We start from the raw sequence: 14,634 nt of genomic DNA, 5'->3' as shown, positions 1-14,634 counted from the left end.
TGTGATGACGGTCAACGAACCCAGGGACGCACCCCGTCCCCACCCGACGGAAAGCCCGATGGAGAGCCCGACGGAAGGCCCGGCGGAGAGCCAGACGGGAAGCCCGGCGAAGGGCCCCGCCGAGACGCCCGTCTCCGAGACGCCCTTCTCCGAGGCGCGCGGAGCCACCCGCCGGCATACCGCGCTCCCCAAGGCGCGCATCCTGATCGAGGCGCTGCCCTGGCTCACCCGCCACCACGGCAGGACGGTGGTGATCAAGTTCGGCGGCAACGCCATGGTGGACGAGGAGCTGAAGGCGGCCTTCGCCCAGGACGTCGTCTTCCTCCGCCACGCCGGGCTGCGTCCCGTCGTGGTGCACGGCGGCGGGCCGCAGATCACCCGTCAGCTGGAACGCCTGGGCCTGGCCTCGGAGTTCAAGGGTGGCCTGCGGGTCACCACCCCGGAGACCATGGACGTCGTGCGGATGGTGCTGGCCGGCCAGGTGCAACGGGAGCTGGTCGGGCTGCTCAACCAGCACGGGCCCTGGGCCGTCGGCATGACGGGCGAGGACGCGCATATCCTCACCGCGACAAAGCGCTATGCCGATATCGAGGGGGAGCGGGTCGACCTCGGCCGGGTCGGCGACATCACCGCGATCGAGACCGGCGCGATCCACGCCCTGCTCGACGACGGCCGCATCCCCGTGATCTCGTCCATCGCCCGCAGCGCCGACGACGACCACGTCTACAACATCAACGCCGACACCGCCGCCGCCGCGCTGGCCGCCGCCCTCGGCGCCGAGACGCTGATCGTGCTCACCGACGTCGAGGGCCTCTACGCCGACTGGCCGGCCAGCGACGAGGTGATCAGCAGGCTGACCGAGAGCGAGCTGGAGAAGCTGCTCCCCGAGCTGGCCAGCGGCATGGTGCCCAAGATGGAGGGCTGCCTCTACGCGGTGCGCCACGGGGTCACCACCGCCCGGGTGATCGACGGCCGGGTGCAGCACTCCATCCTGCTGGAGATCTTCACCGACGAGGGCATCGGCACCATGGTCGTGCCGGACGAGCCGTCCGCCACCTCGGCCACCCCCACCGACACCGTCACCACCACCCCCGCCGACCCCACCGCCGACACCGCGAACCAGGGAGCGCCGTCATGAGCAACGCGTCGTTGAACGCCAGGTGGCAGGCCGCGCTGATGGACAACTACGGGCTGCCCCGGGTGCCGCTCACCCATGGCGAGGGCGCGCGCTTCTGGGACGCCGACGGCCGGGAGTACCTCGACTTCGTCGGCGGGATCGCCGTCAACGCCCTCGGCACCGCGCATCCGGCCGTGGTGGCGGCCGTCTCCGAGCAGATCGCCCGGCTCGGACACGTCTCCAACCTCTTTGTCGCCGAGCCCACCGTGGCGCTCGCCGAACGGCTGCTGGCGCTGGCCGGCCGGCCGGGGCGGGTCTACTTCTCCAACTCGGGCGCCGAGGCGAACGAGGCCGCGTTCAAGCTCGGCCGGCTCACCGGGCGCCCGCACATGGTCGCCACCGAGGGCGCGTTCCACGGCCGCACCGTCGGCGCGCTCGCGCTCACCGGCCAGCCGGGCAAGCGGGACGGGTTCCATCCGCTGCCCGGCGAGGTGACCCATGTGCCCTTCGGCGACATACCGGCCCTGCGCGCCGCGGTCACCCCTCAGACCGCGCTGCTGATCGTCGAGCCGATCCAGGGGGAGAACGGCGTGGTGATGCCCCCCGAGGGCTATCTCGCGGCGGCGCGGGAGATCACCAGGGCCACCGGCACGCTGCTGGTGCTGGACGAGGTGCAGACCGGGATCGGCAGGACGGGGCACTGGTTCGCCGGCCAGGCGCAGGGCGTGGAGCCCGATGTGATCACCCTGGCCAAGGGGTTGGGCGGCGGTCTCCCCATCGGCGCCACCCTCGCCTTCGGCGAGGCCGCCGAGCTGTTCACGCCCGGCCGGCACGGCTCCACCTTCGGCGGCAACCCGGTCTCCTGCGCCGCTGCCCTCGCGGTGCTGGAGACCATCGAGACCGAGGAGCTGCTCCAGCGGGTCAAGGAGACGGGGGAGCGGCTGCGCGCCGGAGTCGAGCGGCTCGGGCACCCGTTGGTCCAGGGGGTCAGGGGCGCCGGTCTGCTGGTCGGTATCGTGCTTACCCAGCCCGTGTCCGCGCGGGTGCAGCGATCGGCCCAGGAGGCCGGGCTGTTGGTGAACGCGGCGGTCCCCGACGTGGTGCGGCTGGCGCCGCCCCTGATCATCGGCAAGGCGGAGGTGGACGCCCTCCTCGCCGCGCTGCCCGGGGTGTTGGACGCCGCGCGCGCCGAAGCGACGGACGGATGACAACCGGAGAGGGAGCATGAGCGACCCGGAGCGACCCAGAGGCGGCCAGGCAGGCGGCCCCGCCGTGCCCCAGACGCGCACGGCCAGGCACCGCAGGATCGTGGAGATCCTCAACCGTGGTCCGGTGCGCTCACAGAGCCAGCTCGCCAAGCTCCTCGCGGACGACGGGCTGAGCGTCACCCAGGCGACGCTCAGCCGGGATCTGGACGAGCTGGGCGCGGTCAAGATCCGCGGCACCAGCGGCGAGCTGATCTACGCGGTGCCGAGCGAGGGCGGCTTCCGCACCCCGCGGGCGCCGCTGGGCGAGTCCGCCAAGGAGGAGCGGATGGCCCGGCTCGCCGGCGAGCTGCTGATCGCCGCCGAGGCGTCGGCCAACCTGGTGGTGCTGCGCACCCCGCCCGGCGCGGCGCAGTTCCTCGCCTCCGCGATCGACCAGGCCGAGGTGCACGACATCCTGGGCACCATCGCCGGAGACGACACGGTGCTGCTGATCAGCCGGGCCCCCGACGGCGGGCAGTCCCTGGCCGACCATCTGCTCCGCCTCGCGCAGCGGGAGGCGGGCCCGGGGGAGTAGCCGCCGGGCGGCCCCCGCCCTGGCCCCGCGCCCGGTCAGTGGTCCCGCTGGCCCACCAGGCGGAGCAGCGCGATCAGCCGCCCCGCCGCCTCCTTGGACACGTCGGCGGTGGCCAACGCGCTCTCGGCCAGGCCCAGTTGCTCGACGACGGCGCGTTCGGCCCAGGCCCGTCCGCCCGCCTCGATCACCAGGTCGGCCAGCGTCGATGGCGTGGTCGCCCCCTCGTCGGCCTCCGGCTCCTCCTCGGCGTACAGCTCGGCGAGCCGCCGCCCCGCCGGCGTGCCCGAGTCGAGCGCGGCGACCACCGGCAGCGACTTCTTCCGACTGGCCAGATCGGCGCCGGCCGGCTTGCCGGTGACCGCCGGATCGCCCCAGATGCCGAGCAGGTCGTCCGTCAACTGGAAGAGCACGCCCAGATGGTGGCCGAACCGGCGCAGCGCCTCCGTCTGCCGCTGGTCGCCACCGCCCCAGAGCGCGCCCAGGGCGCAGGCGCAGGCCAGCAGCGAGGCCGTCTTCCGCTCCGCCATCAACAGGCACTCGCCCAACGTGACCCGGGAGCGCTCCTCGAAGTGCAGATCGGTCTGCTCGCCCTCGATCAGCTGGGTGGTCGACTCGCTCAGCCAGCGCAGCCCGGTCAGCGTCCTGGGCAGCGCCGCCTCCTCGGTGAGGACCCGGCTGGCGTGGATCAGCAGCGCGTCCCCGGCGAGCAGCGCGGCCGACGAGCCGAAGACCGTCCACGCGGTGGCCCGGTGCCTGCGGGTGGTGTCGCCGTCCAGGATGTCGTCGTGCAGCAGCGAGAAGTTGTGCACCAACTCCACGGCCACCGCGGGGGCGAGGGCCTCCTCGGCCGAGCCGCGCACCGCCTCGGCGCAGGCGAACACCAGCGCGGGCCGCAGTGCCTTCCCCGGCGGCGCGCTGTCCGGGCGTCCCGCGCTGTCGGTCCAGCCGAAGTGGTAGGAGGCCACCCGCACCACGGGCGGCGGCAGCCGGCGCACCCACGCTTGGAGGGCCGGATCGAGCAGCACCCGGGTCCGGTGCAGCACCTCCCTGGCGGTCTGCTGCCCGTCCTTCGTGGGGGGATGGGTGGTCATCGGGGGCTCCCTCGCAACGCGCCGGTCAGGACAACGCGTCCCAGCTTGACCGTCGCCGGAGGGCACCGGAACGGCGCGCGAGCACCGGCACGCGCCGGTTGCCCCGGCCGCGCGCCGGCCGGCCCCGCACCCCGGCCGGCTGACCAGGGCTTCCCCCCGGAGCCCCGGGGGTGCGCACGGGGCTGATGGTGCGTGGGGATATACCCGTGTGGGTTACCCCCGGGCGGCTCGCCACTCGTCGGCGAGCACCGCCCACATCTCCAAGTCGTGGCGCTCGCCCGCCATTTCGAAGACGCTGCGCAGCGTTCCCTCGTGCCGCATGCCCAGCCGCTTGGCGACCGCGATGCTGGCCGCGTTGACGGGGCTGACCATCCACTCCATCCGCGCCATGCCGCGCTCGTCGACGGCCCAGTCGATCATCGCGCCGGCCGCGCGGGTGACCAGCCCCCGGCCCTGGGCCTCGGGCGCCAGCCAGGCGCCCAGCTCGCAGCTGCCCTGCGCGGTGTCGAAGACCCGGAAGAGCGTGCCGCCGACCAGCTCGCCGTCCTGCCTGATCGCGTAGATCCGGCCCTCGTCCGCCGCCTCGCGCTCGGCGTAGTGCTGGAGGAGGGTCCGGGCCGACGCGGTGTCGGTGACCGCGTGGACCCAGGGCAGCCAGGGCGCCAGATGGGCCCGGTTCGCCTCGGTCCAGGCGGCGAACTCGGCCGCCTGGTAGGGCTCCAACGGGCAGAGGACGGCGCCCTCCCCGAGGTCGTTGCCGAGCATCATGCCTTCGCTCCCCTTCGCTGGCCTGATCGTCCTACCGGAGGCCCAGCCTAGTGCCGCGTCAGCCAGGGTTTGCCCCGCTCGCCGCCCTGGCACGCACACTCGCTGCGTTAGCCGAAAGCCCAGGTAGGACAACTACATGCGGCTCCCGGCTGCCTGGCGATCGCACGCACCAGGACACCTCGCTACCGGGCAAACCCCGACCGACGCGGCACTAGATCATCGGGGCCGGGAGATCGCCTGGTCAGGGTCGCTGAGCAGGGCGTTTGACGAACCATACGGAGCGCCGCATACTTATTCCAAGTTCAGCGTGGATATCCCCACCGCACCAGCAACGCCCGCACCAAAGGAGACACCGTGTCCCAGCGCGTCGTACTCGCCTACTCCGGTGGACTGGACACCTCGGTCTGCATCGGCTGGATCGCCGAGGCCACCGGGGCCGAGGTCGTCGCCGTCGCCGTGGACGTCGGCCAGGGCGGCGAGAGCCTGGACGTCATCCGCAAGCGCGCGCTGGCCTGCGGTGCGGTCGAGGCCGAGGTGGTCGACGCCAAGGACGAGTTCGCCGAGGAGTACTGCCTGCCGGCGATCAAGGCCAACGCGCTCTACATGGACCGCTACCCGCTGGTGTCCGCGCTCTCCCGGCCCGTGATCGTCAAGCACCTGGTGGCCGCCGCCCGCAAGCACGGCGCCGACACCGTCGCCCACGGCTGCACGGGCAAGGGCAACGACCAGGTCAGGTTCGAGGCCGGCATCGCCTCCCTCGCCCCCGATCTGACCTGCATCGCCCCCGTCCGGGACTACGCGATGACCAGGGACAAGGCCATCGCCTTCGCCGAGGAGAACGGCCTGCCGATCGCCACCTCCAAGAAGTCCCCCTACTCCATCGACGCCAACGTCTTCGGCCGCGCCGTGGAGACCGGCTTCCTGGAGGACATCTGGAACGCGCCGATCGAGGACATCTACGAGTACACCCAGAACCCGGCCGACCCCAGGGACGCCGACGAGGTCGTGATCACCTTCGACGCGGGCGTCCCCGTCGCCATCGACGGCCGCCCCGTCACGGTGCTCCAGGCCATCAAGGAGCTGAACGAGCGGGCCGGCGCCCAGGGCGTGGGCCGGATCGACATGGTCGAGGACCGGCTGGTCGGCATCAAGTCCCGCGAGGTGTACGAGTCCCCCGGCGGCGTCACGCTGATCGCCGCGCACCAGGAGCTGGAGAACGTCACGGTCGAGCGCGAGCTGGCCCGCTACAAGCGGCAGGTCGAGCAGCGGTGGAGCGAGCTGGTCTACGACGGCCTGTGGTTCTCCCCGCTCAAGCGGGCCCTGGACGGCTTCGTCCAGGAGGCCAACCAGCATGTCAGCGGCGACATCCGGATGACCCTGCACGGCGGCCGGGCCACCGTCACCGGGCGGCGCTCCGACCGGTCGCTCTACGACTTCAACCTCGCCACCTACGACACGGGCGACTCCTTCGACCAGTCGCTGGCCAAGGGCTTCATCGACATCTTCGCGCTCTCCGCCAAGATCGCGGCCAAGCGGGACGTCGCCCCGTGAACCAGCCCACCGCGCACAACCAGCCCACCGCGCACAACGAGCCCGAAGTCCGGCTCTGGGGCGGCCGGTTCGCCCACGGCCCGGCCGAGGCCCTGGAGCGGCTGAGCGCTTCGGTGCACTTCGACTGGCGGCTCGCCCCCTACGACATCGCGGGATCCCGGGCCCACGCCCGGGTGCTGCACCGCGCCGGCCTCCTCGACGAGGGGGAGCTGACCGCGATGCTCGCCGGCCTCGACCGGCTCGCCGCCGATGTCGCGGACGGCTCCTTCACCGGCACCATCGCCGACGAGGACGTGCACACCGCGCTGGAACGCGGCCTGCTGGAGCGGCTCGGCCCCGACCTCGGCGGCAAGCTGCGCGCCGGCCGGTCCCGCAACGACCAGGTGGCCACCCTCTTCCGGATGTGCCTGCGCGACCACGCCAGGATCCTCGGCGAGCTGCTGGCCGACCTCCAGGAGACGCTGATCGGCCTGGCCGAGGCCCACCCGACCGTCGCCATGCCGGGCCGCACCCACTTCCAGCACGCCCAGCCGGTCCTCTTCGCGCACCATGTCCTGGCCCATGTCCAGGCGCTGGCCAGGGACGCCGAACGGCTCCGCCAGTGGGACGCGCGGACGGCCGTCTCGCCCTACGGCTCGGGCGCGCTGGCCGGCTCGTCCCTCGGCCTCGACCCGGAGGCCGTCGCCGCCGACCTCGGCTTCGAGGGCGGCGCCGCGGGGAACTCCATCGACGGGACAGCGGCCAGGGACTTCGCCGCCGAGTTCGCCTTCGTCACCGCGATGCTGGGCGTCAACCTCTCCCGGATCGCCGAGGAGGTGATCGTCTGGAACACCAAGGAGTTCTCCTTCGTCACCCTGCACGACGCCTTCTCCACCGGCAGCTCGATCATGCCGCAGAAGAAGAACCCGGACATCGCCGAGCTGGCCAGGGGCAAGTCGGGCCGCCTGATCGGCAACCTCACGGGGCTGCTCGCCACCCTCAAGGCCCTCCCGCTCGCCTACAACCGGGACCTCCAGGAGGACAAGGAGCCGGTCTTCGACTCCTGCGACCAACTGGAGATCCTGCTGCCCGCCTTCACCGGCATGCTGGCCACCCTCACCGTCAACGAGCAGCGGATGGCCGAGCTGGCGCCCGCCGGCTTCTCGCTGGCCACCGACATCGCCGAATGGCTGGTGAAGCGCGGTGTCCCGTTCCGGGTCGCCCACGAGGTCGCGGGGGAGTGCGTCAAGGTCTGCGAGGCCCAGGGCATCGAGCTCGACCAGCTGACCGACGCGCAGTTCGCCGCCATCTCGCCCCAGCTCACCCCCGAGGTCCGCGAGGTGCTGAGCGTCGAGGGCGCACTGGCCGCGCGCGCCGCGAGGGGCGGCACGGCGCCCACCGCCGTCGCCGGGCAACTCCTTGAGCTGAAGGCCGAGTTGGGCCGGCAGCGGGAATGGGTCGCGGCCCGTGGGCCGCTGGTCTGAGGCCCCGCGCCCCGCTGAGCCGCCGAACCCGCCCGCTCCCGAGCCGCCGCTCGGGAGCGGGCGTTTGGCTCACTCGCCCGGGTAGCGCAGCCCGATCTCCCGCCGCGCGGCGTCCAACGTCCGCATGACCGCCAGGGTGCCGTCCAACGGCACCAGCGGCGACTCCGTCTCACCGGCCCGCAGCGCGCGCCCCACCTCGGCCGCCTCGTGGAGGAACGAGCCCGAGGGCCCAGGCGCCGAGAACTCCTCGGGCTCGGCGCCCGCCCGGTGCAGCACGAACCGCTCCGGGTGGAAGAAGCCGCGCGGGAACTCGATCCGCCCCAGCGACCCGGTGACCACCGCCGTCCGCGCCGTGTCGGCGACCAGGGAGCACGTCAGCGCGGCCACCGCGCCCGAGGCGTACCCGAGCAGCAGCCCGGTGTTGTCGTCCACCCCGCCCGACAGCCGCGCCCAGGCGCGCACCTCGTCCGGCTCGCCCAGCAACAGCTGTGCGAACGCCACCGGATAGACCCCCAGATCCAGCAGCGCGCCACCGCCGAGCAGCGGATCCCGCAGCCGGTGCGTGGCGTCCATCGGCGCCTCGATCCCGAAGTCCGCGTGCACCGCGAGCACCTCGCCGATCGCGCCGTCGGCGACCAGCTCGGCCATCCGCCTGACCACCGGGTTGCAGTACGTCCACATGGCCTCCATCAGGAAGACCCGCCGCTCCCGCGCCAGCTCCACCAACTCCTCGGCCTGCGCCGCGTTCAACGTGAACGGCTTCTCGCACAGCACCGGCGTGCCCGCCTCAAGGCACAGCCGCACCGGCTCCTGGTGCGCGCTGTGCGGCGTGGCCACATAGACCACGTCCACCTCGGGATCGCCGGCCAGCGACGCCCAGTCGCCATGGGCGCGCGGGATCCCGAACCGCTCGGCGAACGCCTCCGCCGACGCGGACGAACGCGAACCCACGGCCACCACCTCGGCGTCCGGCAGCTCGGCCAGGTCCTCGACGAACTTCCCCGCGATGCCCCCCGTCGCCAGCACGCCCCAGCGCACCGGGCGTTCGCCCAGCCCTCTGCCCTCGTCAGCCATGTCGCTCCCTCACCGTGGTACCCCGCCCCCGGCGAGGGCGGCGATTAACCGGTTCATCGTAGTCAGCGGCGCCGCTGTCCCCCCGGCGGCGGCTCGCCCCAACCGGTACGGTGAGCACCTGTTCCGGCGACCAAAGGGTGTGAAAGGTACCGCCATGGCGTTCACCCGCTACGATCCCGAGGCCACCCCCACCGCGCGCATCGGCCTCGGCCTGGCCGCCGTGGGACGCCCCGGCTATGTCACCCTCGGCCGCGCCCGCGACCTGCCGGCCGACCGCACCCCGGAGGCGCTGCGCGAGCGCACCCACCAACTGCTGGACGCCGCCTACGCCCAGGGCGTCCGCTACCTGGACGCGGCCCGCTCCTACGGCCGGGCGGAGGAGTTCCTGGCCGACTGGCTGGCCAGCCGCGCCGAGGCCGCCAAGGACGTGGTGGTGGGCAGCAAGTGGGGCTACACCTACACCGCCGACTGGCGGACCGAGGCCGACACCCACGAGGTCAAGGACCACGGCGCCGCCACCCTCGACCGCCAACTCGGCGAGTCGACCGCGCTGCTCGACGGCCGCCTCGACCTCTACCAGGTCCACTCGGTGACCCCCGGCAGCCCCGCCCTCAGCGACCCGGCGGTGCTGGCCCGCCTCGCCCGCCTCGTCGAGGACGGCGTGACGGTCGGTCTCTCCACCAGTGGCCCCGACCAGGCCGAGGCGATCCGCGCCGCGCTGGACGTCACGGTCGGCGGCCGGCCGCTGTACTCCACCGTCCAGGCCACGTTCAACCTGCTGGAGCCGTCAGCGGGCCCGGCCCTGGCCGAGGCGCACGAAGCGGGGCGCACGGTGCTCGTCAAGGAGGCGCTGGCCAACGGGCGCCTCGCCGGCGAGGCGGCGCCGCCGGAACTGCGCCGCCTCGCGCAGGACAGCGGCACCACGGCCGACGCGGTGGCGCTGGCCGCGGTGCTGACCCAGCCGTGGGCCGCGCTGGTCCTCTCCGGCGCCGCGACGGTCGCTCAGCTGACCGAGAACGCGAAGGCGGCGACCCTCAGCCTCGACCCGGCCCGCCTCGCCTCCCTGGCCCGTCTGGTCGAACCCCCCACCACCTACTGGCGCACCCGCTCCGCCCTCCCCTGGCGCTGACCGCCTGCCGGCGGGGGCTTGGCCACCGGGCTCCTCGACGCGGACGCCTGCCCGGCGGGGCTGGCTGCGCCGGGTGGGGTGTGGGGCGCGAGCTTCGCCGGCGGGGGTGGGCGGGAGCCGTTCGGTGTGGGGTGGTTTGGCCGCCTGGCCGGCGTCGCCGATGGGGTGCGCTGCCCGGCCGGGCAGCGCACCTTCGGCGTGGGGCGGTGAGCCGGCTGGCGTCAGCCCCGTCGGGCACCCTCGCCCGGTGGACGGGCGACGCCCGGTGACCGGGCCGGCCAACTCCACGCCCCCACCGGCCAGACGAACGGGCGCCTCTTGCCTCAGCCCGCACCAGAGGGGCGCGGCCCCGCCCGACCGGGCCGGCGGAATCGGCGTCACCGGGCGCGCAGCCCGTGCCGTCATCCACACGGCCGGCGGCCCGGCGCGCGCCCTTACTGTGTGTCGCTGGGCCGGGAACCCCGCCCGGTGGGAGGCGGGGGGCGGTGGTCGTCCGCCCGCCCGGCCAGGGCTACGCGGCGCGGGCCTTGGTGGCGTACATGTCGACGTACTCCTGGCCGGAGAGGCGCATCACCTCGGTCATCACCTCGTCGGTGACGGCCCGCAGCACATAGCGGTCGCGGTCCATGCCCTCGTAGCGGGAGAAGTCCAGCGGCTGGCCGAAGCGGACGGTGATCCGTCGGCCGCGGCCCACGCGGGGCAGGCCCTTGCCGCCCGGCTGCACCCGGTCGGTGCCGATCATCGCGAAGGGCACCACCGGCGCCCCCGTCATCAGGGTCAGCCGGGCGATGCCGGTGCGGCCCCGGTAGAGGCGGCCGTCGGGGGACCTGGTGCCCTCGGGATAGATCCCGAACACATCGCCGCGCTCCAGCACCCGCCGTCCCGTCATCAGCGCGGCGACGCCGCCGCGTCCGCCGTCCCGGTCCACCGGGATCATGCCGACCGCCGTGAAGAACCAGGCCATCACGCGGCCCTTGACGGAGCGGCCCTTGACGTACTCGTCCTTGCCGATGAAGAAGACCTGGCGGTCACAGACCAGCGGAAGGATGACCGAGTCGATGAAGGTCAGATGGTTGCCGGCGAGGATCACCGGACCGCTCCCCGGCACATGGGCCAGCCCCTCGACCCGTGGGCGCAGCAGCAGCTTGAGCAGGGGGCCCAGCAGCACCTTCAACAGCACGAATCGGGACAACTTCCCCTCCGGGTCGTTCATGGTCACGCGCATCTCGCGATGCGTTCGGCGCATTCCTCGTGACGCATAGGAATGCATAGGGACGATACTCGCGCGAAGGGGTCCCTCCCGCACAGGGTTCACCCGATGGTGCGGAGAACGTCACATCGTCCCGACGGCACCCGAGCCGTTGGGGGCGGCTTCGCCGGGAGTTCGCCCGCGCGTCCTACCGGGGGACGGCGCGCGTCCCTACGATCGGCGCGGTCAGCTCATCGGCGAGGGAGAACACATGTCAGCTCGACAGGCCGCGGACACCACCAGGAGCGCGCTCGGCCGGCGGGCGGTGCTGGGCGCGGCGATGGCGGGCGCCGGCGGCGCCGCGCTGGTCGGCACCGGCGCCGGGACGGCGCCGGCCGCCGAGGCCGCGGGGCGGCCAGGCGGGGGCGGCGGGGGCCGCGCGCTGCCGGTGCCGACCGTGGTCGCGCACCGGGGCGCCTCCGGCTACCGACCCGAACACACGCTGGGCGCCTACCAGTTGGGGCTCGACCTGGGTGCCGACATCATCGAGCAGGATCTGGTGCCCACCAGGGACGGCCATCTGGTGTGCCGGCACGAGAACGACATCACCGGCACCACCGACGTCGCCGACCACCCGGAGTTCGCCGAGCTGCGCACCACCAAGACGGTGGACGGTGTCGACTACACCGGCTGGTTCACCGAGGACCTCACGCTGGCCGAGCTCAAGACCCTGCGCGCCGTCGAGCGCATTCCCGGCCAGCGTCCGCACAACACGCTCTACGACGGGCGTTGGGAGATCCCCACGTTCGCCGAGGTGCTCGACTGGGCCGCCGAACAGGGCCGCCGCCGGGGCCGCCCGGTGTGGCTGTACACCGAGACCAAGCACCCCACGTACTTCCGTTCGCTCGGCCTCGGCCTGGAGGAGCCGCTGGCCGCGCTGCTGCGCCGGCGCCGGCTGCATCGGTCCAACGCGCCGGTCTTCCTCCAGTCCTTCGAGCCGACCAGCGTCGAGCGCCTGGCCGGTCTTGTCGACACGCCGGGCGTGGTGCTGCTGGGCGCGGCCGACTCCCGCCCGTGGGACTTCCAGGAGTCGGGCGACCCGCGCACCGTCGCCGACCTGATCACCCCTCAGGGCCTCGCCGAGATCGCCGGCTACGCCTCGGGCATCGGCCCCGTGCTGGACCTGGTCATCCCGCGCGCCGCCGACGGCTCGCTGACCAGCCCGACGAGCCTGGTCGCCGACGCCCACGAGGCCGACCTGCTGGTGCACCCGTACACCCTGCGCAACGAGAACGCGTTCCTGCCCGCCGACTTCCGGCGCGGCGAGGACCCGAACGGCTTCGGCGACGCGTTCGGCGCGCTGCGCGCCTACTTCGACGCGGGTGTCGACGGCGTCTTCGCCGACCACCCGGACACCGCGCTGCTCGCGGCGGAGGACTTCAGGGCGGGCCGTTGACCCCCCGGGACGCGCCGGGCACGAAGGCCCGTTCAGGGGGTTGAGTCGGCAATCTCACACGGTAGTTGGCCCGGGGGCATTCCCCCACGCGCCCGTCCCTAGCACAATGCTGACGGCGCGGGTCTGACCTGCGCCGTCAGGGCTATCGCCGGCGCGCGCGCACCCTCAACACGCGCGGCCGGCCGAACTCCTCAGCTGGAGGCGTGAGCAATGGGCATGAGCGTCACCATCGGGTCGGCGACCGAACAGGACGTCGAGCAGATCCTCAAACTTCAGTACCTCTGTTACCAGTCGGAGGCCGAGCTGTACGGCGACTACACCATCGCCCCGCTCACCCAGACCCTCGCCGAGCTGCGCGCGGAGGTGGCCGACACCTGCGCGCTGGTGGCGCGGCTCGGTGACGAGGTGGTGGGTTCCGTACGGGGCGGCGTGGGGGCCGACGGCACGGCCGACATCGGGCGGCTGATCGTGCATCCCCGGATGCAGCGACACGGCCTGGGCGGGCGGCTGTTGGCGGCGATCGAGCAGCGGCTCGCCGCCGAGCGGGCCGCGGCACGCTACCGGCTCTTCACCGGCCACCGCAGCGCGGGCAACCTGCGGCTCTACCGTCGCCTCGGCTACGCCCAGGTCGGCACGGAGCAGGTCTCCCGGCACCTGAGCCTGGTCACCCTGGAGAAGCCGGTGGCCCGTGCCGGAAGCGTGTCCGAACAGCCGCTGGCGGCCAGCGCGTAGCGGCCCGAACGAGCGACACCGACGGCGCGGCGCGGGCGAAGAGGCCCGCGCCGCGCCGTCTCGCGTGCCCTCGCGCCCCGGGGGCGCTCAGGGCCGGCTCGGCGCCGGCGAGCCGGCCCTGGCCCGCTGACCGGTGGGCCCCAGCCAACGCAGCCCGGTGAGCGGCAGGATGAGCGGGAAGAAGACATAGCCCATGCCGTAGTCGGACCAGACCGTGGCGTCGGGGAAGGCGTCCGGGTCGACCAGCGACCAGGTGCCCACGATCAGCACCCCGGCCAACTCCAGGGCGCAGCACAGCCGACCGAGCTTCCTGGCCCGCTCGCCACCGCGCACCAGGGAGACGGTGATCACCGCGTACACCACGGCCGCGACGGCGGAGAGCAGATAGGCCAGCGGCGCCTCGTCGAAGCGGGTGGAGAGCTGGTACGCCGAGCGCGAGGCGGCGCCGACGGCGAACACCCCGTAGAGCAGCACCAGCAGCCGTCCCGGGCCTTTGCTCAGATCCGGGCCCCGCACCGTCGCGGGGGAGTGGGGCTCAGACACCGGCGGCCCCCGCCCAGACGTCGGCCAGCCGCACCTCGAGCACGGCCAGCACCACGGCGCCGGCGGCCACCGTCGCGGAGCCCCAGCGGTTCCGTTCCGTCAACGAGACGGCGGCCGTCACCGGCAGGCAGAGCGGCACCGCCACCAGATAGCAGACGAACACCAGCGTGCTGCCGTCCCCGGCCGGCCGCTCGCCGCCGGCGAGCGCGACCGTGGAGACCCCGACCTGCACCAGGGCCAGCAGCAGCACCAGGGCGGCGCCCGCGTAGTGCCAGTCCTTGACCGGCTGGTCCCGGAAGGCCGCGTAGCCGCACCAGGCCCCCAACAGCAGGGCGGTCACCACGACCGTGACCGTCAACGGGGTGAGCATGGGCAGACTCTACGCCGGGGGCCGCCGGCCCCCACCCGCCGGCCCCCGGGTTCCCGGCCGACCACGTGGCGTTGGCCACAGGTTTCCGGCCTGCGACGTTGGGCCGCGCGCCGGTCTGTTTTACTTGACCTCATGACACCGACGAGCTGCCACTTCCCGGCGACCGAGGCGCTGATGCCGCCCGGTGCTCACTGTCCGTGTCGAATGTGTGACCGCTGAGGGCCCCTGATCGAGCAGCGACCTCGCGCCCCGAAGCGAAGCTGACGCCCCCGCCCGCGCTCGCCGCGCGCCCGCGCCGCCGTCGTCGGCACCGCCGCTCCCGCACCACCACCACCTGACCGTGTCCAGGTGTGCGCCGCCGCGCGCCGC

15 protein-coding genes are annotated in these 14,634 nt (G+C 73.5%); 9 read left to right on the top strand and 6 right to left on the bottom strand.

The window, feature by feature from the left end; genetic code table 11:
* Window positions 1–58 precede the first annotated feature (58 nt).
* The 3 genes from argB to K4G22_RS01845 are packed head-to-tail and all read left to right on the top strand — an operon-like array spanning window position 59 to window position 2,899.
* A complete protein-coding gene (gene argB, locus K4G22_RS01855; protein ID WP_228077818.1) occupies window positions 59–1,138 on the top strand; it encodes an acetylglutamate kinase in 1,080 nt (359 codons plus the stop codon).
* Window positions 1,135–2,325, top strand: coding sequence for an acetylornithine transaminase (locus K4G22_RS01850; RefSeq protein ID WP_228077817.1), 1,191 nt, complete (start codon window positions 1,135–1,137; stop codon window positions 2,323–2,325). Before argB ends, K4G22_RS01850 begins: the two co-directional genes overlap by 4 nt.
* Before the next feature lie 16 nt (window positions 2,326–2,341).
* On the top strand, window positions 2,342–2,899 hold the full coding sequence (locus K4G22_RS01845; RefSeq protein ID WP_228077816.1) for an arginine repressor: 558 nt from the start codon (window positions 2,342–2,344) through the stop codon (window positions 2,897–2,899).
* 35 nt (window positions 2,900–2,934) lie between these two features.
* On the opposite strand, the gene K4G22_RS01840 is transcribed toward K4G22_RS01845, so the two are convergent.
* Both K4G22_RS01840 and K4G22_RS01835 read right to left on the bottom strand, forming a co-directional pair.
* Window positions 2,935–3,990, bottom strand: a complete 1,056-nt coding sequence (locus K4G22_RS01840; RefSeq protein ID WP_228077815.1) for a polyprenyl synthetase family protein — start codon at window positions 3,988–3,990, stop codon at window positions 2,935–2,937.
* 213 nt (window positions 3,991–4,203) lie between these two features.
* Window positions 4,204–4,755 carry a GNAT family N-acetyltransferase gene (locus K4G22_RS01835; protein WP_228083918.1) on the bottom strand — a complete coding sequence of 184 codons (552 nt, stop codon included), beginning with the start codon at window positions 4,753–4,755 and terminating at the stop codon, window positions 4,204–4,206.
* 357 nt (window positions 4,756–5,112) lie between these two features.
* Between K4G22_RS01835 and K4G22_RS01830 the strand changes: the two genes are divergently transcribed.
* Window positions 5,113–6,309: an argininosuccinate synthase gene (locus K4G22_RS01830; protein WP_228077814.1), complete on the top strand. Its 1,197-nt coding sequence runs from the start codon at window positions 5,113–5,115 to the stop codon at window positions 6,307–6,309.
* The gene (argH, locus tag K4G22_RS01825; RefSeq protein ID WP_228077813.1) at window positions 6,306–7,772 is read left to right on the top strand and encodes an argininosuccinate lyase; all 1,467 of its coding nucleotides are present in this window, start codon (window positions 6,306–6,308) and stop codon (window positions 7,770–7,772) included. Before K4G22_RS01830 ends, argH begins: the two co-directional genes overlap by 4 nt.
* A gap of 69 nt (window positions 7,773–7,841) precedes the next feature.
* Here the strand turns inward: argH and K4G22_RS01820 are convergent, their stop codons facing one another.
* Window positions 7,842–8,846: a Gfo/Idh/MocA family protein gene (locus tag K4G22_RS01820; protein WP_228077812.1), complete on the bottom strand. Its 1,005-nt coding sequence runs from the start codon at window positions 8,844–8,846 to the stop codon at window positions 7,842–7,844.
* 154 nt (window positions 8,847–9,000) lie between these two features.
* Here K4G22_RS01820 and K4G22_RS01815 point away from each other — a divergent pair, with 154 nt between their 5' ends.
* The gene (locus K4G22_RS01815; protein ID WP_228077811.1) at window positions 9,001–9,975 is read left to right on the top strand and encodes an aldo/keto reductase; all 975 of its coding nucleotides are present in this window, start codon (window positions 9,001–9,003) and stop codon (window positions 9,973–9,975) included.
* Window positions 9,976–9,993: 18 nt separating this feature from the next.
* On the top strand, window positions 9,994–10,185 hold the full coding sequence (locus K4G22_RS01810) for a hypothetical protein (protein WP_228077810.1): 192 nt from the start codon (window positions 9,994–9,996) through the stop codon (window positions 10,183–10,185).
* Window positions 10,186–10,486: 301 nt separating this feature from the next.
* Here K4G22_RS01810 and K4G22_RS01805 read toward each other — a convergent pair whose 3' ends face one another.
* Window positions 10,487–11,200, bottom strand: a complete 714-nt coding sequence (locus K4G22_RS01805; protein WP_228077809.1) for a lysophospholipid acyltransferase family protein — start codon at window positions 11,198–11,200, stop codon at window positions 10,487–10,489.
* A 235-nt stretch (window positions 11,201–11,435) separates the two neighbouring features.
* Between K4G22_RS01805 and K4G22_RS01800 the strand changes: the two genes are divergently transcribed.
* Window positions 11,436–12,620, top strand: coding sequence for a glycerophosphodiester phosphodiesterase (locus K4G22_RS01800; protein WP_228077808.1), 1,185 nt, complete (start codon window positions 11,436–11,438; stop codon window positions 12,618–12,620).
* 210 nt (window positions 12,621–12,830) lie between these two features.
* Complete coding sequence (locus tag K4G22_RS01795; protein ID WP_228077807.1) at window positions 12,831–13,352, top strand: GNAT family N-acetyltransferase; 522 nt, start codon at window positions 12,831–12,833, stop codon at window positions 13,350–13,352.
* An 87-nt stretch (window positions 13,353–13,439) separates the two neighbouring features.
* Here K4G22_RS01795 and K4G22_RS01790 read toward each other — a convergent pair whose 3' ends face one another.
* Both K4G22_RS01790 and K4G22_RS01785 read right to left on the bottom strand, forming a co-directional pair.
* Window positions 13,440–13,895, bottom strand: a complete 456-nt coding sequence (locus K4G22_RS01790; RefSeq protein ID WP_228077806.1) for a hypothetical protein — start codon at window positions 13,893–13,895, stop codon at window positions 13,440–13,442.
* A complete protein-coding gene (locus K4G22_RS01785; RefSeq protein WP_228077805.1) occupies window positions 13,888–14,265 on the bottom strand; it encodes a hypothetical protein in 378 nt (125 codons plus the stop codon). Before K4G22_RS01785 ends, K4G22_RS01790 begins: the two co-directional genes overlap by 8 nt.
* Window positions 14,266–14,634: the final 369 nt, after the last annotated feature.

The organism is Streptomyces profundus, assembly GCF_020740535.1.
Taxonomy (GTDB): Bacteria; Actinomycetota; Actinomycetes; order Streptomycetales; family Streptomycetaceae; genus Streptomyces; species Streptomyces profundus.
Note: the sequence above shows the minus strand (reverse complement) of the source record. Positions and strands in the feature narration are given on the sequence as shown.

Coding starts and splice junctions, on each gene's coding strand:
- K4G22_RS01820 (WP_228077812.1), bottom strand. CDS start 8,846: ATGGCTGACGAGGGCAGAGGGCTGGGCGAACGCCCGGTGCGCTGGGGC.
- argB (WP_228077818.1), top strand. CDS start 59: ATGGAGAGCCCGACGGAAGGCCCGGCGGAGAGCCAGACGGGAAGCCCG.
- K4G22_RS01805 (WP_228077809.1), bottom strand. CDS start 11,200: ATGCGCGTGACCATGAACGACCCGGAGGGGAAGTTGTCCCGATTCGTG.
- K4G22_RS01795 (WP_228077807.1), top strand. CDS start 12,831: ATGGGCATGAGCGTCACCATCGGGTCGGCGACCGAACAGGACGTCGAG.
- K4G22_RS01840 (WP_228077815.1), bottom strand. CDS start 3,990: ATGACCACCCATCCCCCCACGAAGGACGGGCAGCAGACCGCCAGGGAG.
- K4G22_RS01785 (WP_228077805.1), bottom strand. CDS start 14,265: ATGCTCACCCCGTTGACGGTCACGGTCGTGGTGACCGCCCTGCTGTTG.
- K4G22_RS01845 (WP_228077816.1), top strand. CDS start 2,342: ATGAGCGACCCGGAGCGACCCAGAGGCGGCCAGGCAGGCGGCCCCGCC.
- K4G22_RS01800 (WP_228077808.1), top strand. CDS start 11,436: ATGTCAGCTCGACAGGCCGCGGACACCACCAGGAGCGCGCTCGGCCGG.
- K4G22_RS01835 (WP_228083918.1), bottom strand. CDS start 4,755: ATGCTCGGCAACGACCTCGGGGAGGGCGCCGTCCTCTGCCCGTTGGAG.
- K4G22_RS01850 (WP_228077817.1), top strand. CDS start 1,135: ATGAGCAACGCGTCGTTGAACGCCAGGTGGCAGGCCGCGCTGATGGAC.
- K4G22_RS01815 (WP_228077811.1), top strand. CDS start 9,001: ATGGCGTTCACCCGCTACGATCCCGAGGCCACCCCCACCGCGCGCATC.